This window comes from Paenarthrobacter sp. PH39-S1 (genome assembly GCF_030063245.1).
Classification (GTDB): domain Bacteria; phylum Actinomycetota; class Actinomycetes; order Actinomycetales; family Micrococcaceae; genus Arthrobacter_M.
In genome coordinates, this window is record NZ_JASISR010000035.1 from 14,197 (window position 1) to 36,662 (window position 22,466).

24 protein-coding genes, 1 tRNA gene and 2 pseudogenes are annotated in these 22,466 nt (G+C 64.6%); 13 read left to right on the plus strand and 14 right to left on the minus strand.

Annotated elements, in window-relative coordinates:
• Positions 1-203: 203 nt before the first annotated feature.
• From cysS to QMG52_RS17830, 4 genes are all read right to left on the minus strand, one after another.
• A complete protein-coding gene (gene cysS, locus QMG52_RS17815) occupies positions 204-1,694 on the minus strand; it encodes a cysteine--tRNA ligase (RefSeq protein ID WP_283561771.1) in 1,491 nt (496 codons plus the stop codon).
• Between the two features lie 4 nt (positions 1,695-1,698).
• Positions 1,699-2,247 (minus strand): 2-C-methyl-D-erythritol 2,4-cyclodiphosphate synthase, encoded by a 549-nt coding sequence (ispF, locus tag QMG52_RS17820; protein WP_283561772.1) that lies wholly within the window; start codon positions 2,245-2,247, stop codon positions 1,699-1,701.
• A 2-nt stretch (positions 2,248-2,249) separates the two neighbouring features.
• Positions 2,250-3,026: a 2-C-methyl-D-erythritol 4-phosphate cytidylyltransferase gene (gene ispD, locus QMG52_RS17825; RefSeq protein WP_283561773.1), complete on the minus strand. Its 777-nt coding sequence runs from the start codon at positions 3,024-3,026 to the stop codon at positions 2,250-2,252.
• A 230-nt stretch (positions 3,027-3,256) separates the two neighbouring features.
• The gene (locus QMG52_RS17830; protein WP_283561774.1) at positions 3,257-3,739 is read right to left on the minus strand and encodes a CarD family transcriptional regulator; all 483 of its coding nucleotides are present in this window, start codon (positions 3,737-3,739) and stop codon (positions 3,257-3,259) included.
• A 275-nt stretch (positions 3,740-4,014) separates the two neighbouring features.
• Here QMG52_RS17830 and QMG52_RS17835 point away from each other — a divergent pair, with 275 nt between their 5' ends.
• On the plus strand, positions 4,015-4,566 hold the full coding sequence (locus QMG52_RS17835; protein WP_283561775.1) for a hypothetical protein: 552 nt from the start codon (positions 4,015-4,017) through the stop codon (positions 4,564-4,566).
• A 35-nt stretch (positions 4,567-4,601) separates the two neighbouring features.
• On the opposite strand, the gene QMG52_RS17840 is transcribed toward QMG52_RS17835, so the two are convergent.
• Together QMG52_RS17840 and QMG52_RS17845 are read right to left on the minus strand one after the other, a co-directional pair.
• A complete protein-coding gene (locus QMG52_RS17840; protein ID WP_283561776.1) occupies positions 4,602-5,282 on the minus strand; it encodes a response regulator in 681 nt (226 codons plus the stop codon).
• The gene (locus tag QMG52_RS17845; RefSeq protein ID WP_283561795.1) at positions 5,279-6,508 is read right to left on the minus strand and encodes a sensor histidine kinase; all 1,230 of its coding nucleotides are present in this window, start codon (positions 6,506-6,508) and stop codon (positions 5,279-5,281) included. The genes QMG52_RS17840 and QMG52_RS17845 overlap by 4 nt, the downstream gene beginning before the upstream one ends.
• Positions 6,509-6,722: 214 nt before the next feature.
• On the opposite strand from QMG52_RS17845, the gene phoU reads away from it, so the two are divergent.
• On the plus strand, positions 6,723-7,382 hold the full coding sequence (phoU, locus tag QMG52_RS17850; protein ID WP_283561777.1) for a phosphate signaling complex protein PhoU: 660 nt from the start codon (positions 6,723-6,725) through the stop codon (positions 7,380-7,382).
• A 172-nt stretch (positions 7,383-7,554) separates the two neighbouring features.
• On the opposite strand, the gene QMG52_RS17855 is transcribed toward phoU, so the two are convergent.
• Entirely contained in the window at positions 7,555-8,304 is a 750-nt protein-coding gene (locus tag QMG52_RS17855; RefSeq protein WP_283561778.1) for a phosphoglyceromutase, read from the minus strand.
• Between the two features lie 133 nt (positions 8,305-8,437).
• Here QMG52_RS17855 and QMG52_RS17860 point away from each other — a divergent pair, with 133 nt between their 5' ends.
• On the plus strand, positions 8,438-9,271 hold the full coding sequence (locus QMG52_RS17860; RefSeq protein ID WP_283561779.1) for a class I SAM-dependent methyltransferase: 834 nt from the start codon (positions 8,438-8,440) through the stop codon (positions 9,269-9,271).
• Between the two features lie 89 nt (positions 9,272-9,360).
• On the opposite strand, the gene QMG52_RS17865 is transcribed toward QMG52_RS17860, so the two are convergent.
• Together QMG52_RS17865 and QMG52_RS17870 are read right to left on the minus strand one after the other, a co-directional pair.
• Positions 9,361-9,699: a DUF2516 family protein gene (locus QMG52_RS17865; protein ID WP_283561780.1), complete on the minus strand. Its 339-nt coding sequence runs from the start codon at positions 9,697-9,699 to the stop codon at positions 9,361-9,363.
• Between the two features lie 9 nt (positions 9,700-9,708).
• Positions 9,709-10,914: a trans-sulfuration enzyme family protein gene (locus QMG52_RS17870; RefSeq protein WP_283561781.1), complete on the minus strand. Its 1,206-nt coding sequence runs from the start codon at positions 10,912-10,914 to the stop codon at positions 9,709-9,711.
• Positions 10,915-11,031: 117 nt separating this feature from the next.
• Here QMG52_RS17870 and tmk point away from each other — a divergent pair, with 117 nt between their 5' ends.
• From tmk to QMG52_RS17890, 4 genes are all read left to right on the plus strand, one after another.
• On the plus strand, positions 11,032-11,724 hold the full coding sequence (gene tmk, locus QMG52_RS17875) for a dTMP kinase (protein ID WP_502920564.1): 693 nt from the start codon (positions 11,032-11,034) through the stop codon (positions 11,722-11,724).
• Positions 11,721-12,875 (plus strand): DNA polymerase III subunit delta', encoded by a 1,155-nt coding sequence (locus QMG52_RS17880; protein WP_283561782.1) that lies wholly within the window; start codon positions 11,721-11,723, stop codon positions 12,873-12,875. Before tmk ends, QMG52_RS17880 begins: the two co-directional genes overlap by 4 nt.
• Positions 12,876-12,942: 67 nt before the next feature.
• Complete coding sequence (locus tag QMG52_RS17885) at positions 12,943-14,505, plus strand: alpha/beta hydrolase (RefSeq protein WP_283561783.1); 1,563 nt, start codon at positions 12,943-12,945, stop codon at positions 14,503-14,505.
• A gap of 115 nt (positions 14,506-14,620) precedes the next feature.
• A tRNA-Thr gene (locus tag QMG52_RS17890) sits at positions 14,621-14,693 on the plus strand.
• A 105-nt stretch (positions 14,694-14,798) separates the two neighbouring features.
• Here the strand turns inward: QMG52_RS17890 and QMG52_RS17895 are convergent.
• Together QMG52_RS17895 and QMG52_RS17900 are read right to left on the minus strand one after the other, a co-directional pair.
• Positions 14,799-15,239 (minus strand): hypothetical protein, encoded by a 441-nt coding sequence (locus QMG52_RS17895; protein WP_283561784.1) that lies wholly within the window; start codon positions 15,237-15,239, stop codon positions 14,799-14,801.
• 14 nt (positions 15,240-15,253) lie between these two features.
• Positions 15,254-16,021, minus strand: a complete 768-nt coding sequence (locus tag QMG52_RS17900; RefSeq protein ID WP_283561785.1) for a bacterial proteasome activator family protein — start codon at positions 16,019-16,021, stop codon at positions 15,254-15,256.
• Positions 16,022-16,168: 147 nt separating this feature from the next.
• On the opposite strand from QMG52_RS17900, the pseudogene QMG52_RS17905 reads away from it, so the two are divergent.
• A pseudogene (locus tag QMG52_RS17905) lies at positions 16,169-16,474 on the plus strand (TraG/TraD/VirD4 family protein); the annotation flags it as partial.
• A 287-nt stretch (positions 16,475-16,761) separates the two neighbouring features.
• Positions 16,762-17,193 (plus strand): DUF4913 domain-containing protein, encoded by a 432-nt coding sequence (locus QMG52_RS17910; protein WP_283561786.1) that lies wholly within the window; start codon positions 16,762-16,764, stop codon positions 17,191-17,193.
• Between the two features lie 253 nt (positions 17,194-17,446).
• Here QMG52_RS17910 and QMG52_RS17915 read toward each other — a convergent pair.
• Positions 17,447-18,019 (minus strand): annotated as a pseudogene (locus QMG52_RS17915) (integrase core domain-containing protein); the annotation flags it as partial.
• A gap of 152 nt (positions 18,020-18,171) precedes the next feature.
• On the opposite strand from QMG52_RS17915, the gene QMG52_RS17920 reads away from it, so the two are divergent.
• Complete coding sequence (locus QMG52_RS17920; protein WP_283561787.1) at positions 18,172-18,519, plus strand: ArsR/SmtB family transcription factor; 348 nt, start codon at positions 18,172-18,174, stop codon at positions 18,517-18,519.
• An 11-nt stretch (positions 18,520-18,530) separates the two neighbouring features.
• Complete coding sequence (locus QMG52_RS17925; RefSeq protein WP_283561788.1) at positions 18,531-19,514, plus strand: SRPBCC family protein; 984 nt, start codon at positions 18,531-18,533, stop codon at positions 19,512-19,514.
• Positions 19,515-19,700: 186 nt separating this feature from the next.
• Here QMG52_RS17925 and QMG52_RS17930 read toward each other — a convergent pair whose 3' ends face one another.
• Positions 19,701-20,195 (minus strand): winged helix-turn-helix transcriptional regulator, encoded by a 495-nt coding sequence (locus QMG52_RS17930; RefSeq protein WP_283561789.1) that lies wholly within the window; start codon positions 20,193-20,195, stop codon positions 19,701-19,703.
• Positions 20,196-20,265: 70 nt separating this feature from the next.
• Here QMG52_RS17930 and QMG52_RS17935 point away from each other — a divergent pair, with 70 nt between their 5' ends.
• Both QMG52_RS17935 and QMG52_RS17940 read left to right on the plus strand, forming a co-directional pair.
• A complete protein-coding gene (locus tag QMG52_RS17935) occupies positions 20,266-20,859 on the plus strand; it encodes a dihydrofolate reductase family protein (protein ID WP_283561790.1) in 594 nt (197 codons plus the stop codon).
• Entirely contained in the window at positions 20,859-21,680 is an 822-nt protein-coding gene (locus QMG52_RS17940) for an MBL fold metallo-hydrolase (protein WP_283561791.1), read from the plus strand. Before QMG52_RS17935 ends, QMG52_RS17940 begins: the two co-directional genes overlap by 1 nt.
• A gap of 128 nt (positions 21,681-21,808) precedes the next feature.
• Here QMG52_RS17940 and QMG52_RS17945 read toward each other — a convergent pair whose 3' ends face one another.
• Positions 21,809-22,297: a putative immunity protein gene (locus tag QMG52_RS17945; RefSeq protein WP_283561792.1), complete on the minus strand. Its 489-nt coding sequence runs from the start codon at positions 22,295-22,297 to the stop codon at positions 21,809-21,811.
• Positions 22,298-22,466: the final 169 nt, after the last annotated feature.

Here is a 22,466-nt window from a genome sequence, read left to right on the forward strand (position 1 = left end):
ATCTTACCTGTAGCGGACCACAACACATCCACCGGCTACCAGTTTACCGATCCATCCCAAATCGGCCTCTGCACGCCGGAAGCGGCCCCGCCCGCCCTGACGACGTCGTTTCCGGGCCCCCTGCCGGAGGGCTGCCGGACCCCTGCCGGGACGTACCAAGACCCACAGCCGGAGCCCTTGCCGCTGCGGGCCGAGTGAAGGGTCTAGTTATTCTTCACCGACCAGCGGGCGCCGTCCGCTGAATCCGCAATTTCGATGCCGGCCAGTGCCAGCGCGTCCCGGATCGCATCGGATGCGGCCCAGTCCTTCGCGACCCTGGCCGCCTGGCGGGCGTCCAGCTGCACGGTCACGAGCGATTCAAGAGCCGCCCGCCCAGCGGGATCGCCGCCGTCGTCCTTCCAGTGCGGGTCCAGCGGATTCAGGCCAAGGGCGCTGGTCATGACGAATACTTCGCGGTGCGCCGTCCGCAGGACCTCCGCCGCATCAGCGGGCCCGCCTCCGGCCGGATTTCCATCGGCGGCGTCTGCGGCGGTCGTACTCCCCCCCAGGGCAGCGATGGCGCTGTTGCCGCGGCGCACCGTTTCGTGCAGTACGGCCAGGGCGGCCGGTACGTTCAGGTCATCGTCCATGGCCGCCTCGAAGGCCAACGGGGCAGAACCGGGTGCGGGTTCTCCGCCGGATCCCAGCGCTTTCGCGGCATTTATCATAAAGCTCTCGATGCGTTCGACCGCGGCCCCGGCTTCGGTCAGCGATTCCGGCCGGTAATCCAGCACTGAACGGTAATTTGCCTGGCCCAGGTAGTAGCGCACCACCAGCGGCTTCGCTTGGCTCAGCAGCTCGGCCGGACCAACGGTGTTCCCGACGGATTTACTCATCTTCTCGCCCTTATATGTCACCATGCCGTTGTGGAGCCAGAAATTGGCGAAACCCTTCCCTGCAGCCTGGGACTGTGCCATCTCATTTTCATGATGTGGGAAGCGCAGGTCGAGGCCGCCTCCGTGGATGTCGAAGGAATCGCCGAGGTATTTTCCCACCATTGCTGAGCACTCCAGGTGCCAACCGGGCCGGCCCGCGCCCCACGGACTGGACCAAGCCGCCGTCGTCGGTTCTCCCTCTTTCTGCCCCTTCCACAGCGCGAAGTCGCGCGGATCCCTCTTCCGGCCACTGAACTCCGGGTCAAGATCCGGCGCGGCCTGCATGTCATCCAGGCGCTGATGGGTCAGCGAGCCGTATTTATCCCAGGACCTGACGTCGAAGTAGACATCACCCGAATCGTCCGCTGCCGGATAGGCATGCCCGCGCTCGATCAACTGCTGGATCAACGCGTGCATTTCCGGAATATGGCCTGTCGCGCGCGGCTCGTACGTCGGTTTCGCAATGCCAAGGGCGTCGTAGGCGTCTTCGAAAGCCTGCTCGAAGCGGTAGGCCAGAGCCCACCATTCCTCGCCAGATTCGGCACTCTTGGCCAGGATCTTGTCATCTATGTCCGTCACATTGCGAACCACAGTGACACGCAGGCCGTGGTAGCGAAGCCAGCGGGTCAGCTGGTCAAAGGCCAGGGCGGAACGCAGATGCCCGATGTGCGGTTCACCCTGCACCGTGGCCCCGCAATAGTAGAGCGACGCGGCTCCCTCGGCGAGCGGTACAAAATCGCGGACTTCGGCGGCGGCGGAATCATAAAAGCGCAGGGTCACCGCTCTAGGCTATCGGATTGCTGCCGATCCCGGACCGGTCCCGTCCTGGTCGGCTTGGGTGGGTGCCACACACCAGTGCGGTGGCGATGGCGGCGATTCCCTCGCCGCGTCCGGTGAAGCCAAGTCCGTCACTGGTGGTCGCGGAGACGCTGACCGCGGCCCCGGCCGCCTCGCTGAGGACGCGCTGCGCCTCTTCGCGGCGCGGAGCGAACGTAGGCCGGTTGCCGATGAGCTGGACCGCAATATTGCCGATCTCAAAACCGGCAGCCCGGACGATGCGGGCAGCCTCGGCCAGCAGGGTCACCCCGCTGGCACCTTTGAATTCGGGCCGGCTGGTTCCGAAGTGGCTGCCCAGGTCTCCGAGTCCGGCGGCCGAGAACAACGCATCCGCGGCGGCGTGCGCCACCGGGTCGCCGTCGGAATGGCCGACCAGGCCGCGTTCGCCGTCCCAGAACAGGCCGGCCAACCACAGGGGTGAGGGTCCGCCGTCGGGCGCGTAGGAATGGACGTCCATGCCGATCCCCGTTCTGGGGAGCAACGGAAAATCCTCCATGGCTACCCCTCCACCCATCGCGGCGCCAGCGGGCCCGCCAGCAGGGCTTCGGCCAGCAGCAGATCCCAGGGACCGGTGATCTTAAGGCTGCTTGCCGAACCCTTCACCACGTAGACGTCCACCCCTGCCGCTTCCACCAGCATCGCGTCATCCGTCACGGCCGCGGTTTGTTCGGCGGTGAGCCCCGCAGCGCTTTCATAGGCGCGGCGCAGCGTGGGCAGGTCGAACCCTTGCGGAGTCTGGACTGAGCGCAGCCGGGCGCGGTCCGGGGTGGCACGGACCACTTCCGCCGCGATACCCGCCCCCCTCGATTGTGCGGGTTCCACGGATTTGACCGTATCCGTCACCGCGAGCGCCGGAATGACCGCCAGCGCGCCGGCGGCGAGGGCACCGGCCACCCGATGGTAGACCTCGGCGGGAGTCAGCGGGCGGGCAGCATCCTGAATCAGCACGGCCGTCACCCCGGGCTGCACGGCAACCAGCGCCGCCCGGACCGAAGCTGCCCTCGTTGCGCCGCCGTCGACCACGGTCACCACCGGCCCGTCGCCCGTCCCCGCGCCCAGGGCCTCGCAGAGGCCGCGCAGTTCGGCGTCGCCGCGCGGAACCGCCACACAAATCTGCCCGGCCACACCGGAGGCCAGCACTCCGCGGAGCGTGTGCGACAGCATCGGTTCACCGCCGAGCGGGACCTTGGCCTTGGCCATTCCGTAACCCAGCCGCTCCCCGGATCCGGCCGCCACGACAATAACGGCGATCATCGCGCCACCTTCTGCATCCATGGCTCAAGCGTAGCGGCGCCGCGCTGGACATCCCTTGCCGACCGGCCGAAAGTGGTCGCTACGGTGAGCGCGCACGGGAGCCGTATCCGCCGAGCGGTTGGGTAGGACAGCGTCTGGGTGGGACAAGTCTGGATAGGACAGGGACGAAAAACCCCGGCACCGGGGCGGTGTCGGGGATTCTGCGGGCACCGTCGTGGTGCTTGGGGATTGCGGGACTGCCGCGGGCTTCCTTAGGAAGCCAGGACCTCGTCCAGTACGGTGGCGGCCTTGTCCTCATCGGTCTTTTCCGCCAGGGCCAGCTCGGAAATCAGAATCTGCCGGGCTTTGGCCAGCATCCGCTTCTCCCCCGCGGACAGGCCGCGGTCATGGTCACGGCGCCATAGGTCACGAACAACCTCTGCCACCTTGATCACATCACCGGAGGCCAGTTTCTCAAGGTTTGCCTTATAGCGTCGTGACCAGTTCGTAGGTTCCTCGGTAAACTCGGCACGCAGAACATCGAAAACCTGCTCCAGGCCTTCCTTGCCGACGACGTCCCGCACTCCGACCAGATCTACGTTTTCTGCCGGTACTTCAATGGTTAGGTCACCCTGCGCCACTTTGAGCTTGAGATACATCTTCTCTTCGCCCCTAATGGTGCGCATCTTGATCTCCTCGATCTTCGCTGCGCCGTGGTGGGGGTAAACTACTGTCTCGCCGACCTCAAAAAGCATGTGGATTCTCCCTTTCCCGGGTCCCAGTTTAGCACGATTTAGGGTCCTCCCATTTGCGTTTTCGCAGGTCAGCGCCAGCTGATGCCCAGTTCAGCGTACTAAATCTGCATCTCGTAGGGTATTGACGAAAACGCATTTCAGTGCAGGTGGGCAAGTGAGCGGGGGCCGGGCGAAGATTGCCGCCAGCTCCCCGCGGGCAACGAAGCGTGATTTACGCCGGTTTCCCGATAAGCTGGCACGGAATACTGTTGGCCTTTTTATAAGGAGTTCTAGACGTGAGAATCGCCGCGAGCAATCGGGTAGTCAATCGTGCACAGCGTATTAGCCTGATCGCACTCATCGGAGTAGGTGCGCTCGCGGTCTCCGGCTGCAGCTATATCAACCCGCAAAGCACCGGCCAGATCTACTCAGCGTCCGACGGCGTCCGGACGGATTTGGGCAAACTGGAGCTGCGCAACATTTTGGTTGTCTCAAGCGGCAAGGACAAGCCCGGGCGCATCATCGGAGCCGTCTTCAACACCTCCGACACCGGCATCACGCTGACCATCAGCGGCTCGGGCGGCTCGCAGACCCGGATTTCCGTCAAGGCAAATGAGCCCTATTATCTGAACGAAACCACCGACGCCTCCATCTTGAGCAGCGTCAGTGCAATGCCGGGCGCCACCGAGACCCTCACCCTGTCCCAGGATGGCAGCGCCGAGCCGAAGACCGCCGAGCTGACCGTCCCCGTCCTGGACGGCACCCTCAAGGAATACCAGCAGTACATTCCGAGAGCATCCCCCACGCCCAGCCCGGCAGACACCTCCTCCCCCACGCCCAGCAGCTGACGCCCGCAGTAAAATCGCCTGACTGAAGATCGTGCTCAGGGCTCGAATTTATAGCCCAGGCCGCGGACTGTCACCAAGAAGCGCGGCACCGACGAGTCCGGCTCGATCTTGCTGCGCAGCCGTTTCACGTGGACATCCAACGTCTTGGTGTCCCCGACGTAGTCCGATCCCCAGACCCTGTCGATCAGTTGACCACGCGTGAGCACCCGGCCGGAGTTACGCAGCAGCATTTCCAGAAGTTCAAACTCCTTCAGCGGCAGCAGCACCTGCTCTCCGCGCACGCTGACCACGTGGCGCTCCACGTCCATCCGCACCGGACCTGCCTGCACGGTAGCGGCGATGAGCTCCTCCGGTTCCCCCCGTCGGCGGAGAACGGCGCGGATCCGGGCAACCAGTTCCCGGGAAGAGTAGGGCTTGGTGACATAATCGTCCGCCCCCAGTTCGAGCCCCACGACCTTATCGATTTCCGAATCCTTGGCGGTCAGCATAATCACGGGAACGCTGGAGCGCTGCCGCAGGGCTTTGCACACCTCCGTACCGGAGAGTCCTGGCAGCTGGAGGTCCAACAGCACCAGATCCGCTCCCGCGCGATCGAACTCCGTGACGGCATCGAGGCCATTATCCACAACGGCGACCTCGAACCCTTCCTTGCCGAGCAGGTAGGACAACGGATCGGAAAAGGATTCCTCGTCTTCGACAATCAAAATTCTGCTCACGCAGTCGCTCCTTGGCTCTTTTGGACGCGGGCGTCCCCAGTGGTGGATCCGACAGTGCTAACCCCGGCAGTACCGGATGTGCTGACGCTGCCGGACCCCGCGGCGCCCCGGCTGTCTTCCATTTCCGGCAGCCGGACGGTAAAGGTGGAGCCGTGTCCGGGCTGAGACCACACCGTCACTTCACCGCCATGGTTGGAAACAACGTGCTTAACGATGCTCAGACCCAGGCCGGTGCCGCCGGTGTGCCGGGAGCGCGCGGCATCGGCACGGTAAAAGCGTTCAAAGACGCGTTCCTGATCCTCCACGCTGATGCCGTCGCCCTGGTCCGTAATCGAGATGCTGACCAAGCCGTCCACGGAGCCCAGCCCGATCCCAATCATGGTGTTTTCCGGCGAGTAGCGGACGGCGTTGTCAATCAGGTTCCGGAACGCCGTCACCAGGAGATCCTGGTCGCCGTAGACAAGCCGGTCCGCGTGGCCGCCCACCACGAAGCCGATATTCCTGTCCTCGGCCGTCAGCTTGGACCGGTCCACGGCCTCGGCAATCACGCTGTTGACATCAACGGCGTGGCCAAGCTGTACCACATCCGTGCCCTGCAGCCGGGAGAGTTCAATGATGTCCTGGACCAAAGCCGCCAGCCGCGCCGCCTCCTTATGCGTCCGCTTGGCAAACCGCCGGACGGCCTCTTCATCCCCCGCCGATGCCTCCAGCGCCTCGGCCAACAGCGAAATCGCCCCGACGGGTGTTTTCAACTCATGCGACACGTTGGCCACGAAGTCATTCCGCACGGCCTCGGTCCGGGTGATTTCCGTACGGTCGTCGGCCAGCAGCAGAATGTACTCTTCGCCCAACGGCGCCACACGCGCCTGGACCACAATGGTTCCCTGCCCCAGCGGCCCGCGCGGAAGCTCCAACGCCGCCTCCTCGATCACGCCGTCGCGCCGGACCCGTGCTGTCATCTGCAGCAGCTCGCGATGCACCACGGTGTGGCCGCGCACCAGGCCGAAAGCGTAGGCCCCCGGGCTGGCACGGACGACTCCGTCGATCCCGTCCACCACCACAAAGGCGCGCCCGACGACGGAGAGCACTTCCGCCGCACCCTCGGGCAGGCTGGGCTCTTCAACGTCGACCGTCTCCCGGCGCTGACGTTCGCTAAGGTTAAACGCGATCATGCCGAAGACACCGAGCACAAGGCCGATGATTCCTGCAGCTACGCCGATCAGCATGGGGTCCACGGAATAAGCTTAGGCGCATGTCCAGGGCGGAATCCGCCCATTAGCGGTGCCGGCAGCTGCGTTCAGCTAACGTTCACCTCCCGGTGCTCGTCCGTTCATCACATGCTGGAAAACTGGCACGTAGCGCTATGGCAGCAGGGCTGTGGCCATCGGTACCGGTAATGGCGGCGCGGCGATCAGGCCGTTCCCCGCGAAAGGACGCTCAGTGCGTAAGATTTTTCAGGCGGAGCTTCAACAGATCGGCGCGGAACTCATCGAGATTTCCCAGCTGGTCACCGAGGCTGTCGAAAAGGCAACCCGGGCGTTCCAGGGCGCGGACATCGAGCTGGCCCAGGACGTCATCGCCGCCGATGCCCGGATCGATTTTCTGCAGAATGGTCTGGACGAGCGCGCCATCGATGTGCTGGCCCTGCAGGGCCCGGTGGCCAGTGATCTGCGCATGATCGTGGGCTCGCTGCGGATGAGTGCATCGCTGGAGCGGATGGGTGATCTGGCCCGGCACGTGGCACAGCTGGCCCGGCTGCGCTATCCGGCGACCGTGATTCCAGAGTCCTTGAGGCCGACATTTGCGGAGCTGGCCCGGCTTGACCTGAAGATCTCCCGGCAGGTGACCGAACTGCTGGACACCCGCGACCTGGCGCTGGTGACCGAAATCCAGGCGGCAAAGACAGGCGTCAGCGACCTGCACCGAAGCGTCTTCAAGGCGATTGCGGTCCCAGGCTGGCAGGAGACCCCGGCAATGACGGTGGATGTAGCCCTGGCCAGCCGCTATTTCGAGCGCTTCAGCGATCATGGCGTTTCGGTGGCCCGCAAGGTGGCTTACCTGGTGACCGGACAGTGGCAGCCGGAGGATTTCGTCGCGTAGCAGGCAACGGCTCCACCGGCACGTCAGGGCCCGACGGCGCGTCGCGCCGTCGGATACAGCGCGCGGATCCAGCACGGCCGGCACTGAAGCAGTACGACGGCGGTCCGGTCACCCACCAAAGGTGACCGGACCGCCGTCGTACTGCTCCTTCACCACCGGTGAGTGGGAAAGGCTACTTTTTGCCTTGGTTTGCCACGGCCTTGATGGCTTCCGCCGCGGCGGCCGGGTCCAAGTACGTGCCGCCCGGCGTTAATGGCTTGAAGTTCTCGTCCAGCTCGTAGACCAGCGGAATGCCGGTGGGAATGTTCAGCCCCGCTATGTCCTGGTCGGAGATGCCGTCCAGGTGCTTGACCAGGGCGCGAAGCGAGTTCCCGTGGGCCGTCACCAGCACCGTCCTGCCGGCCTTCAGGTCGGCCGAAATGTCCGACTCCCAGTACGGAAGCATCCGCTCCAGCACGTCCTTGAGGCACTCGGTGCGCGGAATCGAGTTGCCCAGGTCTGCGTAACGCGGGTCCCTCACCTGGGAAAACTCACTGTCATCCGACAGGGGCGGCGGCGCCGTGTCGTAGGACCGGCGCCACGTCATGAACTGCTCCTCGCCGTATTCGGCCAGCGTCTGGGCCTTGTCCTTGCCCTGCAGCGCACCATAGTGGCGCTCATTGAGCCGCCAGCTGCGCTTCACATCGATCCAGCCGCGGTCGGCTGCGGCCAGCGTCAAATTCGCGGTGTTGATGGCTCGCTTCTGGCGGGACGTGTACAGAATGTCCGGGAGCAGCTCATGCTCAACCAGCAGCTCACCGCCGCGGACCGCCTCCGCGCGCCCCTGATCATTCAGGTCAACGTCCACCCAGCCGGTAAACAGGTTCTTGGCATTCCATTCGCTGTGCCCATGGCGCAGCAGGATCAGCTTGTAAGAGGTCATGCAAGAATCCTATCCGAGGACCGGCCCGCCCCCTGCCCCTCCATCGATGTCGCACGTCGCACCCATCCCCGGCGCAGATATGGGCGCGACGTGCGTCATCGGTGAGGGGTCTGGGCATCGGTAGGCTTGGAACGTGGTGCAACGAGCGGTCAGGGTCAGTACAGCGAATGGTGGGGCCGGAGGCGTCAAGCCCTTTGGCAACGTCACCCGCGGCACCACCAATCCCAACCGCCTGCGCCGCGTGGATCGCTGGCTGGCCGTACCGCAGGCATGGCGGCTGCGAACAGTTGACCCCGATGACCGGCCGCTGGTGGTCGACCTGGGGTACGGGGCAAGCCCCACTACGGCCGTTGAACTGCAGCACCGGCTCGCAGCGGTCAACCCGCGTGTGCATGTTGCGGGGATCGAAATTGAGCCTGCACGGGTTCGGTCGGCCAAATCCTTGGAGCACGACGGGCTGAGCTTCCATCCCGGCGGCTTTGAGATCCCGGTGGCAGGAAACCCCGTCATGGTCCGCGCATTCAACGTGCTGCGCCAATACGATGAGGCGGACGTGCCGGCAATCTGGGCGACGGTGTGCGCCAGGCTGTCCGCGAACGGAATTTTTGCGGATGGCACCTGTGACGAGATCGGCCGGCGCAGTACCTGGGTAGCGCTGGAGCGCTCGGGCCCCGTGTCGCTGACACTATCTTTGAAATTTGGCGCGTTTTCAGCGCCCTCGGATGTGGCGGAACGCCTACCCAAAGCCCTGATCCACCACAACGTTCCCGGTGAAAAGGTCCACACCTTCCTGCAGGCACTGGACCGTGCATGGTGGGAGGCGGCGCCGCTGGCCTCCTTTGGTGCGCGCCAGCGCTGGATTGCCAGCTGCCGCGGACTCCGCGCGGCCGGATGGCCGGTGCAGGACGGGCCGGCACGCTGGCGGCTGGGGGAACTGACGGTGGGCTGGTCCGCAGTCTGGCCCTAACGCCGACGACTGACGGTGGGGCTGGTCCGCCGTCGCGACACGGTTCCCGGTCACGACCCGCTCGACCGGGGAATCACGGCCACGGCCGCTCACCAGGAGCCGTAGGTGCCCTTGTTACGGTTCCCGCCGCGGCGGACGTCCATCAAAGCAGGCCGCACATCGGCCAAGTAGACGCCAGCCCCCGTTGCCGCTGCCAGATCCAAGAGCAGGAAGAAGCCCAGACCCGGCTCCAGCACATAGAGCGCACTGACCACCGAGGCCGCCACCGTGATCGCGGTCCAGAAACTCTTGGTCCGCTTGTCCACGCGCTGAAAATCCGACGGCTTGGTGCGCAGACAGCCACCCAGCGCCCACAGCGACAGTGCCAAGGGCACCAGCCCCAGCAGCCGCATCAGTGAGTCGGCGATGATCAGAATTACAATTGCCACGTCATTAGCCTAGCGCGTTGCGGATACTGCCAGCGCCTGCAGCAGGTCCGCCCACAGATCCTCCGCATTCTCAATGCCCACGCTGAGCCGCAACAGGTTTTCCGGCACGGACGCCGGCTCATTTTCATGCCGGCGCCGACGCTCAATCAAGGACTCAACACCGCCCAGTGAGGTGGCCGGTGTCCACAGCCGCAGCGCCTGCACCACGGCATCGGCCGCCGCCGCCCCGCCGCGCACTTCAACCGCCAGGATCGACCCAAACCCCCGCATCTGGGCCTTGGCGCGCCGGTGCCCGGGATCCTGTTCCAGCCCAGGGAAACGCACCGCGTCGATCTGCGAATGGTTCAGCAGCCGCTGCGCCAGTTCCGCCGCCGTCGCCTGCGAGCGCTCCACCCGAAGGGCCAGCGTGCGCAAACCGCGCAGCGCCAGCCAGGCCTCGAACGGGCCCGCAATGGCGCCATGGATGGAGCGGTGGTGCAGCAGCTCGGCCCGGAGTTGGGCATTGGAGGTCACGAGCGCGCCCAGCACCACGTCCGAATGCCCGGCCAGATATTTTGTGACCGAATGCAGGACGACGTCGCTGCCAAGTTCCAGCGGTTTCTGTACCAACGGCGTGGAGAACGTGTTGTCGGTGACGACGACGGCGCCCGCGGCCGATGCGGCCACCGACAGTGCGCGCAGATCGGCGACCTCGAGCATCGGATTGGTGGGACTTTCCAGCCACAGCATGCTGGCCGGAACCGACGCACCTCCGGCCGCGCCGCCGTCGTCCCCGTTGATGGCCGCGATCACCGCCTCGGTGTCTGCAATATCCACCGTCCGCAGCGTCAACAGTCCGCGGGCCTCCAGCTCCGAGGCCATCACGAGCGCACCCTGGTACGAATGCTTCGGCATCACCAGCACGCCGCCGGCGGGGACCAGGGACAAGGCGGCGGACGCCGCGGCCAGTCCGGACCCGAAAATGAGCCCGGGCAGCGAGGCCCCCTCCAGCTCGGACAGCGCCTCCTCCAACGGGTCCCAGGTGGGGTTGGAATATCGCCCGTACGCGCGGTCCCCGTCCACCACTTGGCCGGTGCCCACATAGGTGGAGGACAACACGATCGGCGGGTTCACCGGTGCGTCGTGCCCGCGCTCGGGGCGTCCCGCCGCGACGACGACGGTGTCCGGCGCCAGATCGGCCGCGTGCGAGGTGTGTGAAGGGGATTCCAGTCTCATGAGTCAAGATTAGTGTGCCCAGTTCAGCGGGCGTAACTCGGCGTGCCACTGCCTGCCGGCCACCGGGCTCCGGACGCACTTCCGGGGCTGTCAGGTATTGTCGGTAGGCTTATCGGTGTGACTTTCCAACGCGCGCCCGACGCCAGGCCCGAAAACCCGGGTCCTGCAGCCGCGCCCAGCGTCAACCGCCCGGGACTGTTCATCGTCTTTGAAGGCGGCGACGGCGCCGGCAAGTCCACTCAAGCCGCGCTGCTGGCCGGTGCCCTGCAACAGCTTGGCCACACGGTGCTGTGCACCCGTGAGCCGGGCGGCACTCCGGTGGGTGAAAAGCTTCGGACGCTGGTGCTGGAGCACGGCCAGGGCGAGATTGATGCCCGCTGCGAAACCCTCATTTTTGCTGCCGCCCGGGCTGCGCACGCGACGCAGGTCATCCGGCCCGCCCTGGCCCGGGGCGAGCTGGTCATCAGCGACAGGTATGTGGATTCCTCGGTTGCGTACCAGGGCGGCGGCCGGGCACTGGGAGAGCGCCGTGTCCGTGATCTGAATGAGTGGGCCACGAACGGACTGTGGCCGGATCTGACGGTGCTGCTGGACGTCGCGCCCGCCGACGGCCGGGACCGGCGCACGGCCGCCGCCGCTGCCGAGGACCGGCTCGAATCCGAACCTGACGATTTCCACCGGAACATCCGCCGCGTTTTTCTGGATCTTGCGGCGGCCGCTCCAGAACAGTATCTGGTCCTCGGTGCCCGGGCTCCCATCGACGAGCTGGCCACGCGGATTCAGGCGCGTGTGCGGGCGCTGTTGCCGTGAGCGTCTGGGACGATCTGCAGGGGCAAGAGCCCGTCGTCGAGCAGCTTCGGCGCGCCGCACAGTCACCTTCCCCCATGCACGCCTGGCTGATCACCGGGCCTCCCGGTTCCGGCCGGTCCAACGCGGCCAGGGCCTTCGCTGCCGCCCTGGTCTGCGGGCGCGTGGAGCTGAGCGAGCGCGGCTGCGGCGAGTGCCACGCCTGCCACACCGTCATGACCGGCACCCACGCGGACGTCACCTTCGTGGCCACCGAGAAAACGACCATTGCCATTGCCGACGCCCGCGAATTGGTCACCAAGGCACAGGACCGGCCGTCGTCGGCCCGCTGGCGCGTGATCATTGTCGGCGACGCCGACCGGATGATCGAGAGAACAACGAATGTGCTGCTGAAGGCGATCGAGGAGCCGCCGCCGCGCACAATCTGGATCTTGTGCGCCCCGAGCCCGGCCGACGTGCTGGTCACCATCCGCTCGCGTTGCCGGACCGTCGGTCTGCGCGTACCGCCGGTGGCGGACGTGGCCGCGCTGCTGGTGAGGCGCGACGGCGTCGACCCGCGTCAGGCGGAACATGCGGCCCGTGCGGCGCAAAGCCATGTAGGGATCGCACGGCGCCTGGCCCGGGACGAAGGGGCGCGCAGCCGCCGCGACGCGATTGTCCGCCTGCCGCTGACGCTGACGGACGTGACGACTGCGGTACGGGCCGCGGGATCGCTGGTGGAGCTGGCGAGCGCGGAGGCGAATTCCTCCAACGATGAACGGGACACCGCGGAGAAGGAATCGCTGCTGGTTTCCCTCGGAGCGCCGGAGAAGGGCGCCTTGCCGGCGTCGATGCGGTCCCAGGTTAAGGCATTGGAAGAAGACCAGAAACGCCGATCGAAGCGCTCCATCACGGACACGCTGGACCGGGCTTTAACGGATCTGCTGTCCTTCTACCGGGATACCCTGCTGCTGCAGCTGACCGGCACGGAAGCCGCCGAGGTCGACCTGGTCAATGTCTCCCTACGCCCCCAGCTGCAGGCATTCGCCGCCAGCGGGACCCCCGAAATCACGCTCGGACGGATGGACGCCATCAACAGCGTCCGGCGCCGGATCACCACCACCAATGTTGCTCCGCTGCTGGCCGTCGAGGCCATGGCCGTGAGCCTGCTGTAGCGCCACCGTTGAGCTTGTTGTAGCGCCACCGTTGAGCTTGTCGTAGCACCACCATGAGGAGAAATGCATGAAAGCTGTCCCGTCGTCACAGCACCGTCCGCGCCGCCGCCCCTTCGGCATGATGGCCGGCGCTGTTGCAGGCGCCCTGCTCCTCTCTTCATGCAGCGTGCCTGCACCCGCCATGGACACCGCCCCGAGGGTTTCCAGCGCCGCCCCGGAGATGATTGCCGGCACCCCGGTGGAGCTCCAGATGTATTACACCCAGTCCGTGACCTGGAACAGCTGCGAAAAAACCTTCCAATGCACCACGGTGAAGGTGCCGCTGGACTATTCCACCCCACAGGGCAAGTCCATCGATCTGGCACTCATCCGGATGGCAGCGACAGCGCAAAAGCAGGGTTCGATGCTGGTCAATCCGGGTGGTCCCGGTGCGTCCGGCTACAACATGGTGCGCGACGGCGGTAAGAGCTACTTTTCGCCGAAGCTGCGCGGAGCCTACGACATCGTCGGCTTCGATCCACGCGGTGTACAGCGCTCGGATCCGGTGACCTGCACCGATGACGCGGCCCGGGACCAGGAACGCCAGGAATCCTTTGATCTGGATACCGACGCCGGGCTGGCCGGCTACGAGACTGAAACCAAATCCGATATTGCCCAGTGTGTGAAAAACAGCAGCACGGTGCTGCCCTACATTGACACGGACAGCGCTGCCAAGGACATGGACATCATGCGGGCGGTGCTCAATGACAAGAAGCTCAATTACATGGGCTTCTCCTACGGGACCAAACTGGGGGCAACCTACGCCGGGATGTTCCCGCAGAACGTCGGAAAGTTCTCCCTCGATGGAGCTTTGGACCCCTCGCTGAGCATTGAAGACATTTCCATGGGCCAGGCGACCGGATTCGAGCAGGCCATCCATTCCTGGGCCACCCAATGCCTAAAAGACTCCAAGTGCCCGGTCAGCGGCACTCCGGAGCAGGCAGTCCAGCAGATCCGGGACCTGAATGCCACCTATGTGGATAATCCGCAGAAAACCAAGGACGGTCGCGTCGTCACCTCGGGCGAGTTCAACAACGCCCTGGCATTCGCCATGTATTCCACCGACCTCTGGGAGCTGCTGAAATCCGCCCTGAGCGCAGCTTTCCAAGGTGATTCCGATCCTATCCTGACGCTGGCGGACTACTCCGCGGACCGGGATGCCAGCGGGCACTACACCTCCAACACCACCTTCGCCTTCAGTGCCATCAACTGCCTTGACTACCCGATGATCACCGACGTTGCGGCCATGCGCGCCGACGCGGCGGCCTTGGAGAAGGCCTCACCGACGTTCGGAAAAATGCTTGGGTATTCGGGCCTGACCTGCAAGGACTGGCCCTATCCCGCGGTCAGCAAGCCGGCCAGGATCACTGCCGACGGCGCCGGTCCCATCCTGGTCATCGGGACCACGCGTGACCCGGCTACGCCGTTCAAGTGGGCGGTGTCGTTGCGGGACCAGCTCTCCTCGGGCGTGCTGGTGAGCTGGGACGGCGACGGGCACACCGCGTACGGACGCTCCAATGCCTGCATCAGCACCACCGTGGACGCCTACTTCGTGGAGGGGAAAGTCCCCGCAGATAAGACGAGCTGCTGACCTCGACTGCCGCTCCGTCCCTGTTTTAACTCTGATTTTGACCTGATTTTGACCAGGACCGTGGGCTCCATTAGAGTTGTTTCTTGCGTCCGCTGTTAGGTTCCAGCGGCTGCAGGCCTCCTTAGCTCAGTTGGTAGAGCGTTTCACTCGTAATGAAAAGGTCAACAGTTCGATTCTGTTAGGAGGCTCAGTTCAAGCCCCGCACCCACACGTGCGGGGCTTTTCTGATCCCTCATGAAGGTTGGGACGCCGCTCGCCACCGGTTCAATCAGCGCCCGAGCAGGCGGGGTCGATCAGCGCCCGAGCAGGCGGGCAGCTTCGGCTACATGTCGGTGCACAGTTTGCGCACGGCGTTCGACGGCGGCCAGCGGACCTGCGTTAAGGCGCACCAGCGCGACGGCTTCGGCCGCGGTGGCGAGGGCGTTCCCGGCGCGGGAGAGTTCGCGATGCACCTCGTTCAGGAAGGCACCCTCGCTGGCCGGAATGTCCAGGCCGGCGCTGGGTGCCCGCCGCTGGGCGGCCACGCACACCGCGCGGACCTGAGGCAGCAGCCCCGCAAGTCTGTTGGCGAGCGGGACCAGCGCGTTGTAGTGATCCTCGTCCTCAACGCCTTCGAGCATCTGGTGGAACCGGTCCAAGCCGCGCCGGAATCGGTCGTGGGCGCGCCGCCACACACCTTTACCGAGTTCGGCGTCGTCCTTGCGCCCCTGCCGGGCCGCCGCAAATAGTGCCACCGGCGGGACCGCGGTCAAAGATACTGGCCGGGACCGTGGCCGGGCTCATCGCGGGCGGGGCCGTTGGCCTGCCGCGTTCCCGCCGGTGCCCGTTGCGGTTCGCCGTTTTCGCCGACGATGACGCCCGGTGCCAGGACAGTCCCGGGCGGAAGCTGGCGCAGCTGAAGTTGTGCCGCCGTGTGCTGGTTGGCCATTTGCTGCGCTGCGAGCGCCGCCTGAATGCCGTGGAACAGCCCTTCCAGCCAGCCGACCAGCTGGGCCTGGGCAATTCGCAGTTCCGCATCGGATGGCGTCGTGTCCTCTGAAAAGGGAAGGGTGATCCGGTGCAGTTCGTCCACCAGTTCGGGGGCGAGCCCGTCCTCCAGCTCGTTGATGGAGCGCTCGTGGATCTGCGCCAGACGGCTGCGGGCCGCCTCATCCAACGGCGCGCTTTTGACCTCTTCCAGGAGCTGCCGGATCATGGTGCCGATCCGCATGACCTTGGCCGGTTCATCCACGAGGTCCCCGGGCTGCGCGGGCTGTACTGCGCCAACGCCGTTCTCTGGAGCCCTGCCCACGCCAGCATCCCCGGTACGGGCACCCCCGCTCACCTCAACCCCGCCGCTGCGGTCACCGCTCACCTCGACCGCGGCGCTCTGGTCACCACTCACCTCAACACCACCGCTGCGGTCACCACTTGTGGGGTGCGCACTTGTGCGGGGGCCACTTGCGTTGGCACCGCTTGCTTCCGGGCCGCTGCCAACGGTCTGTCCCTCGACTGGAGTACCAGCGTCATCACTCATGGCTTCATACTCTCACGGCCCGTGGCGGCCCCGCAGGGCCCGGGTGCTGCCGGGATGGACGGGTGCATCCTCGCCGAGAACTCCCTTGCAGCAGGCGGCCAACCTCCTCGCGCCAGCTGCCAGGAGCTTCTGGCCATCGCCGAGGCCATGGAAGAACGAGCCGAGCGCAGCGGCGGCCGCCTGCCCAAGCCCGCGCTGTTCGCCCTGGACGAGCTAGCCAACGTCGTCCGCTGGGCTGCCCTGCCGGACCAGTTCAGCCACTACGGCTCCAAGGGCCTGATCGTCATGGGCATCCTGCAGTCCTGGTCCCAGCGCGTCGAACTGTGGGGAGAGGCGAACATGCGAAAAATCTGGTCCGCCGCAAACGTCAAGGTCTACGGCGGCGGCGCCGCCGAAGAAGGCTTCCTCCGCGCACTCTCGGACCTGATCGGGGACTACAGCTACACCAACGTCTCCATCTCCTCAGGAAATCAGGCTCCAGCCGCTCACGCCAAGAAGGCAAGGAACGAATCTTCGACGTCTCCAACCTCACCGAACTCGACCGCGGACGCGCCGTCGTCCTCGCCTCCGGCGCAGCAGCCACCCTCGTCCGCACAATGCCCTGGTACACCGGCCCGCACAAGGAAGCCGTGCAGGCGTCCATCAAGAAATACAGCCCACCGCCGGAAGAAGAGGCCGCCCCCGTTTCTGCCGCACCGATCGCTAATCCCTGGGTCACGGAGTAAAGAAAGCAGTCACTCATGGCAGATGATTTCGGATTATTCGACACGGACACTCCCGCCCCCAGTCCCGGCACAAGCGAGTACGAAAAGACCGAGAAGGCGCCGGCGCCCGTCTACGGCGCGGCCGAAGAGTTCCTTCACGAGCGGCTGCTAACAACATACGTCCGCAGCGTCACCGGGAAGTCAGCCAGATGGTGCATCCAGTGGTATTTCCATCCCGAAGCGGTCTCACGTGTTGCGGCCATGTGGTGGTACTGGGAGCATCTGCGCCTTGATCCTGCTACCGGCATGAGTGTCTGGTGGCGTGAGCACACAGACCACCACATGCGGGTCCTTCTGGATCCACAGGGACCATTCTACAACTGTGATATGAAGGAACATCGTGACCCGGAGCACCTCGAGAAAAGCCCCCCCGGTTGGTTTCCGGATGAACGAAAGAGCGAACAGTGAGTTAGAACTACGATCCCCACTGGCCTTGGAACAGGCCGGATCTAAACTTTAACCTGCCGAAAAGGCCGTGGTGGTTGTTTCGTCCTGGCAGGGAACAGAGGGTAACGCTTGAGCACCACGCACTGAAATACGCGCCTGAAGCCAGAGACCTGAATTGCTTCGAGAAAATGGAATGGCAGGACCGGCAGCTCGTACTGGCGAGACTCCGGAGGCTCGAATCCGAATGGTTTGGCCCCCGTTAGCAGTCCGGCGTCTATGCGATAGCTAATGGATTTTGGCCGTCCAGTTTTCCCAGTATCGGTTCGGCGTCATGCCGTCCGGGGACCGGTGGGGCCGTTCATGATTGTAGATAGCTTTCGCTTCCTTGGCCAAATACTTCGCTTCGGCCAATGGTGTCCATGATTTCCCCCGCGAGTTGTTCCCTTCTGAACTGGGCGTTGAACGATTCTATGAAGCCGTTCTGCCACGGTGATCCCGGGTCGATGAAGGCGGTGTCGACGCCGACGGTGTTACACCAGTGAACGACCGGCGCGGGATGATGGCCAGCGCGGTGCGGGTGTATTCGTCAATGACGAAAGAAAAACCTGATGTGACGCCCGCAGGTGGGCACATCGGTCTGGAAGTCGAAGCTAACCACGTGCATCGGTTACTGCGCTGTCAGCCGCTTCTGTTCCCCGGCGCCGGGCCCGGTCCGGCGCTTCTTCCTCGCCTTGGGTTTACAAACCAGGCCCTCCTCGCGCCAGAGCCGGCGCACACGCTTCCTGTTCAGCGACACGCCGTCCCACTCCGGCTGAGCGAGCAGATGCCAGCGCGCTTTCCGCCAGCCTGCCGCGCCGCGCAGAGGCCGCACAGCCCCTGAAGTGGCGCCGGCGAATCCCCGCGACGGCGTAGCTCAACACGTCGCCACCTTCGTGAACGGAGACGCATCCTCGACGAAACGCTTGCGCACGCGATGCTTCGGGTATAAAGTACAACCAAATGGTTGTACAAGAGCTCACTGACGAAGACGTGAACCGCATCTTCCGCGCTCTCGCCGACGCGACACGGCGTGACATCGTGCGACGAACGCTCGTCGCCGAGGTGTCGGTGTCACAACTCGCCAATGCGTACGACATGTCGTTCGCGGCTGTCCAGAAGCATGTCGCAGTGCTTGAGGGGGCCGGGCTAGTGAAGAAACAACCGCGCGGGCGCGAGCGGATGGTACGGGGCGATCTCGAATGCATCCGCCAAGCCCAGCGCTTCCTCGACCAGTTCGAGCAAATTTGGCGTTCAAGAATCGACCGCATCGACGCACTGCTCGCCCAGGACGAAACCACTCCCAACTAGGAAGGCCCGCTATGCCCGTCACCTTTGTCGACAAAGACCTCGACCAACTCACCCTCACGATCGTCGCTGACTTCGCCGCGCCGGTACGCCGGCTGTGGGACGCGTACACAGACCCCCGTCAGATCGAGCGTTTCTGGGGACCGCCAAACTACCCGGCGACCTTTCTCCGACACGACGCTTCGAACGGCGGCCGCAGCGTCTACCGGATGACGGGTCCTGAAGGCGACGTGCATTACGGATGCTGGGAGTGGACCTCACTGAAGGCGCCCGAGTCGTTCGAGGTTGCTGACTCATTCGCGAACGAGAAGGGCGAGCCGAACACTGAACTGCCCACCACCCGCATGGCATTTGCATTCGAAGCGACCAAAAGCGGTTCGCGTCTAACTACGACTTCGTACTTCGACTCGGTAAAAGACCTCGAACAACTCATCGAGATGGGGATGCTCGATGGCACGCGCGAAGCGATGGGACAAATCGACACAGTGCTCGCCGACCTCGCTGCCTTCTCCTCAGACCGCGCTGTTGAGGCCAAAGTTTTAGGCGACACGCAAGTGCGCGTGGCTCGCGTCATCCGCGGGACCGTCAGGCAGGTGTGGCGCGCGCATACCGATGCCGACCTCATGAAGCGGTGGCTGCTCGGACCTGATGGATGGACGATGCCCGTGTGCGAGATCGCCGCACAGGTCGGCAACAGCTACCGGTACGAGTGGGAGAGCGACGGAGGCGGCGATCGTTTCGGTTTCACTGGTGAGCTCCTCGAATCGGAGGAGCCATACCGCGCGGTTACGACGGAAGCGATGATCGGCATGGACTTCCCGGCAACGATCAACGAACTCACACTCACGCCGGTCGACGGAGGCACGCTGCTCTCACTCGTCATCACGTACGCGAACGCGGAGCAGCGTGACGCTGTCCTGGCAACGGGCATGACCAATGGGATGGAGGCGAGCTACGCCCGTCTCGAGGGGTTGCTCGAGACGGGTCGTGTGGGCTGACGCAAACTGATTCTGTTCCGATTGCAATTGGAGTTGATTCTACCGATGAACAAGGTCCACAGCGGTTCTGCGGCTGTTCGTTGCGAGCAGCTGTGGGCCTGTGGGGAGCTACACGATTTGTAACCTGTCGCAGAAAATGCGAATAGTTGGATTACTACTGGTGAAGTGCGTTACGGCGGGGACCGGTCACGGTGATGTCGGCTCGGATGCCGCGGCGTAGGCGGCGTCGAGGCGCTCGAGCGGGCTTGAGCCGTCGCGCGGCTTCGGTAGGGCGCCGAGGTGGAGGGCGCGGAGTTCGTCCATGAGTTCCTCGATGAACGCCGGACCCTCATCGCGCATGAACTGCTGTCGGCTCCGGAGCTCGTCGGTGCCGGGGCGCCAGTCGAGGCCCCAATTTCCGAGGGCGTAGATGACGGGGAGAGTCTGGATGCCAGCTTCCGTGAGACTGTAGCGAGCGCGCTGCCCCCGGGCGGCTGTGCCGCGGGTGAGGATCCCTGCGTCGACGAGCCGCACGAGGCGGTCGGCGAGGATGTTCGAAGCGATGCCCTCGATCGACCCGGTGAGCAGCGCCCGGAAGTAGCGGCGGTCGCCGAAGATGACGTCGCGCAGTACAATGAGCGCCCAGCGATCTCCGAGCACCTCGACGGCGGCGTTGATCGGGCATCCTGACCGTGGTTCCACGATTCCTCCTTGACAGGTATTTCGTTCTCAATATAGTAGTTGCAGAACGCAATCACTCTTGGAAGAGGAGATGATGGGCCGCTTCGTATATTGGATGAACGTCTCCCTCGACCTGCGGATCGAGCAGGTTCCGGGCGACAACGGCGCGCGGGAGTGGTTCCGCATTGGCGAGGAACTGCACCGCGAGTTCAACGCGCGGGCGCGGGAGTTCGTCCTGGATGTCCAGGGTCGGGTCATGTACGAGACGATGGAGGAGTACTGGCCACGTGCGCGCACGGATGCGTCGCTGCCGGACTTCCTGTGTGAGTACGGTGAGATCTGGACCGATATGCCCAAGGTGCTCGTCTCCCGAACCCGCAGCAACGCTGACCACAACACCCGGATCATCGGGGGAGAAGACGCGATCGAGCAGCTCGCGGCGCTTCGGGCCGAGACCGACGGCATGATCGGGGTTGGCGGCGCGGCGCTCGCCACGCAGCTGCTCCGGGCGGGGCTGCTCGACGAGTTGCTGCTCTTCACTCATCCCTCGATCCTTGGCTTCGGCAGGCCGTTGTTCGACGACTACGACATGCCGATCGAGCTCGATCTGCTCGAACAGCGATCCTTCGATCGGGGTGTCACAATGCACCACTACGCGATCCGAGATGAAAGTGAGGCCAGCTAATGCTGACGCAGATTACCGAGGGTGTGCTCGTCCATGAGAGCGAGTTCTGTCAGAGCAACACCGTTGTCGTGCGGGGCAGGGATGGCGTGTTGCTTATCGACCCGGGGATTCACGGCGACGAATTGGCGTGCCTCGCGAACGACCTGTCGGATCTGGGCCAGACCGTTGTGGCAGGCTTCTCGACGCATCCGCATTGGGATCACCTGCTCTGGCACTCCGCTCTCGGCGCGGCACCCCGTTACAGCACCGCGGTTTGCGCGGCGACTGCCGAAGATCGGCTGTCGGGAGGGGTGGATGCAGTCGCAAAGGCCGCCGGCATCCCCGAACTGGTACCGCTGGACCTGCTCGGCCTCATCACCGGCCTGCCCGCCGGGACGGCGCAGATTCCGTGGGATGGCCCTCGAGTCCGGATCATCGAGCATCCAGCGCATGCCCCGGGCCATGCGGCGCTGTTGATCGAGGAACGGGGTGTTCTCGTCGCCGGCGACATGCTTTCCGATGTCCTGATTCCGATGCTCGACCTGAACGGCACTGCTGACCCGATCGAGGACTACCTCACCGCGCTGCGGTTGCTTGAGGGCGTGGCGGGCGACGTGGATGTCGTTGTCCCGGGCCACGGGTCCGTTGGTGGAGCTGATCACGTGCACGCACGGATCGACCAAGATCGGGCGTACCTGCACGCCTTGCGTGACGGCCAGGATCCCAGCGACCCGCGGGTCGGCCCGTCGGCCAGGCCCGGTTGGGAATGGGTGGTCAACGTGCACGCAGGGCAACTACAACGCCTCGCCCGGCGAAGCGAGCGCGATGGGACACGCGACTAGCAAGCGGGGCACGGCATGGGGGAGTCTGTTTTGTAACCTGTCGCAGAAATCGCGACAACTGAATTGCTACTGGTGAAAACCGTTATCCGTTTTCACACCAAGCGCTGCGGAGAGCCTTGTCGAGCGGCTCACCGAATTTCTCCCGCTGACGCCGCAGCCGGAACCGAATTCAGGAAGCGCTCAGTCTTCAGCCAAGGACGGCGCGTCCCACGACCACACGCTCCGGTAGGCGCGAGCGGGTAGCGGCCAAGGACGTCTATGAGGAGAGGCGTTGCGCGGCGGCGGGCCCGCTCGATCACTGCGTCGCCTGCAGCGGGGGCGTCGCCTGCGATCAGTTCGGCAGCGTCGGCGGCGGCGCGTCCAGCGAATCGAGCAGCGTCGGTGGTCGCATCCTTCGCCGCTCGGTGCGCGTCCAACCCAGTGAGCCGTTGCAAATTCCTTCGCGCTGCGCCGTTCGCGAAGGTCCATGCAGCTTCAACAGCGTCCCGCGGCCGAGGATCTTCGGGGTTGGCGTCCTCAAAGAGCGGCAGGACTTCTTGCGCACTTTCTGCGGCGTATCGGGCAACACCACGCAACTCATCGAGGGTCAGCTCGAAGTCTCCTGTTTCATTCGCCACGACGACCATTCTCGGCCATGGCCCAACCGAGAGCATCGCAGTTCAGACCCGGATCCGCGAGTAAGAACTTTTTGACAGGGGTGTGTTAAACCGAACAAGTGCCCCTTGAGCTGGGAAAATAGTAGTTGCGAAGCCAAAATTTTCCAGACAGAGAAGGACACCTGTTCAG

Excerpts from the sequence above, each read along its gene's own strand:
- ispF (WP_283561772.1), bottom strand. The coding sequence starts at position 2,247 with ATGGAGGATTTTCCGTTGCTCCCCAGAACGGGGATCGGCATGGACGTC.
- ispD (WP_283561773.1), bottom strand. The coding sequence starts at position 3,026 with ATGGATGCAGAAGGTGGCGCGATGATCGCCGTTATTGTCGTGGCGGCC.
- QMG52_RS17830 (WP_283561774.1), bottom strand. The coding sequence starts at position 3,739 with ATGCTTTTTGAGGTCGGCGAGACAGTAGTTTACCCCCACCACGGCGCA.
- QMG52_RS17845 (WP_283561795.1), bottom strand. The coding sequence starts at position 6,508 with ATGCTGATCGGCGTAGCTGCAGGAATCATCGGCCTTGTGCTCGGTGTC.
- QMG52_RS17855 (WP_283561778.1), bottom strand. The coding sequence starts at position 8,304 with ATGACCTCTTACAAGCTGATCCTGCTGCGCCATGGGCACAGCGAATGG.
- QMG52_RS17870 (WP_283561781.1), bottom strand. The coding sequence starts at position 10,914 with ATGAGACTGGAATCCCCTTCACACACCTCGCACGCGGCCGATCTGGCG.
- QMG52_RS17885 (WP_283561783.1), top strand. The coding sequence starts at position 12,943 with ATGAAAGCTGTCCCGTCGTCACAGCACCGTCCGCGCCGCCGCCCCTTC.
- QMG52_RS17900 (WP_283561785.1), bottom strand. The coding sequence starts at position 16,021 with ATGAGTGATGACGCTGGTACTCCAGTCGAGGGACAGACCGTTGGCAGC.
- QMG52_RS17910 (WP_283561786.1), top strand. The coding sequence starts at position 16,762 with ATGGCAGATGATTTCGGATTATTCGACACGGACACTCCCGCCCCCAGT.
- QMG52_RS17920 (WP_283561787.1), top strand. The coding sequence starts at position 18,172 with ATGGTTGTACAAGAGCTCACTGACGAAGACGTGAACCGCATCTTCCGC.
- QMG52_RS17925 (WP_283561788.1), top strand. The coding sequence starts at position 18,531 with ATGCCCGTCACCTTTGTCGACAAAGACCTCGACCAACTCACCCTCACG.
- QMG52_RS17935 (WP_283561790.1), top strand. The coding sequence starts at position 20,266 with ATGATGGGCCGCTTCGTATATTGGATGAACGTCTCCCTCGACCTGCGG.
- QMG52_RS17940 (WP_283561791.1), top strand. The coding sequence starts at position 20,859 with ATGCTGACGCAGATTACCGAGGGTGTGCTCGTCCATGAGAGCGAGTTC.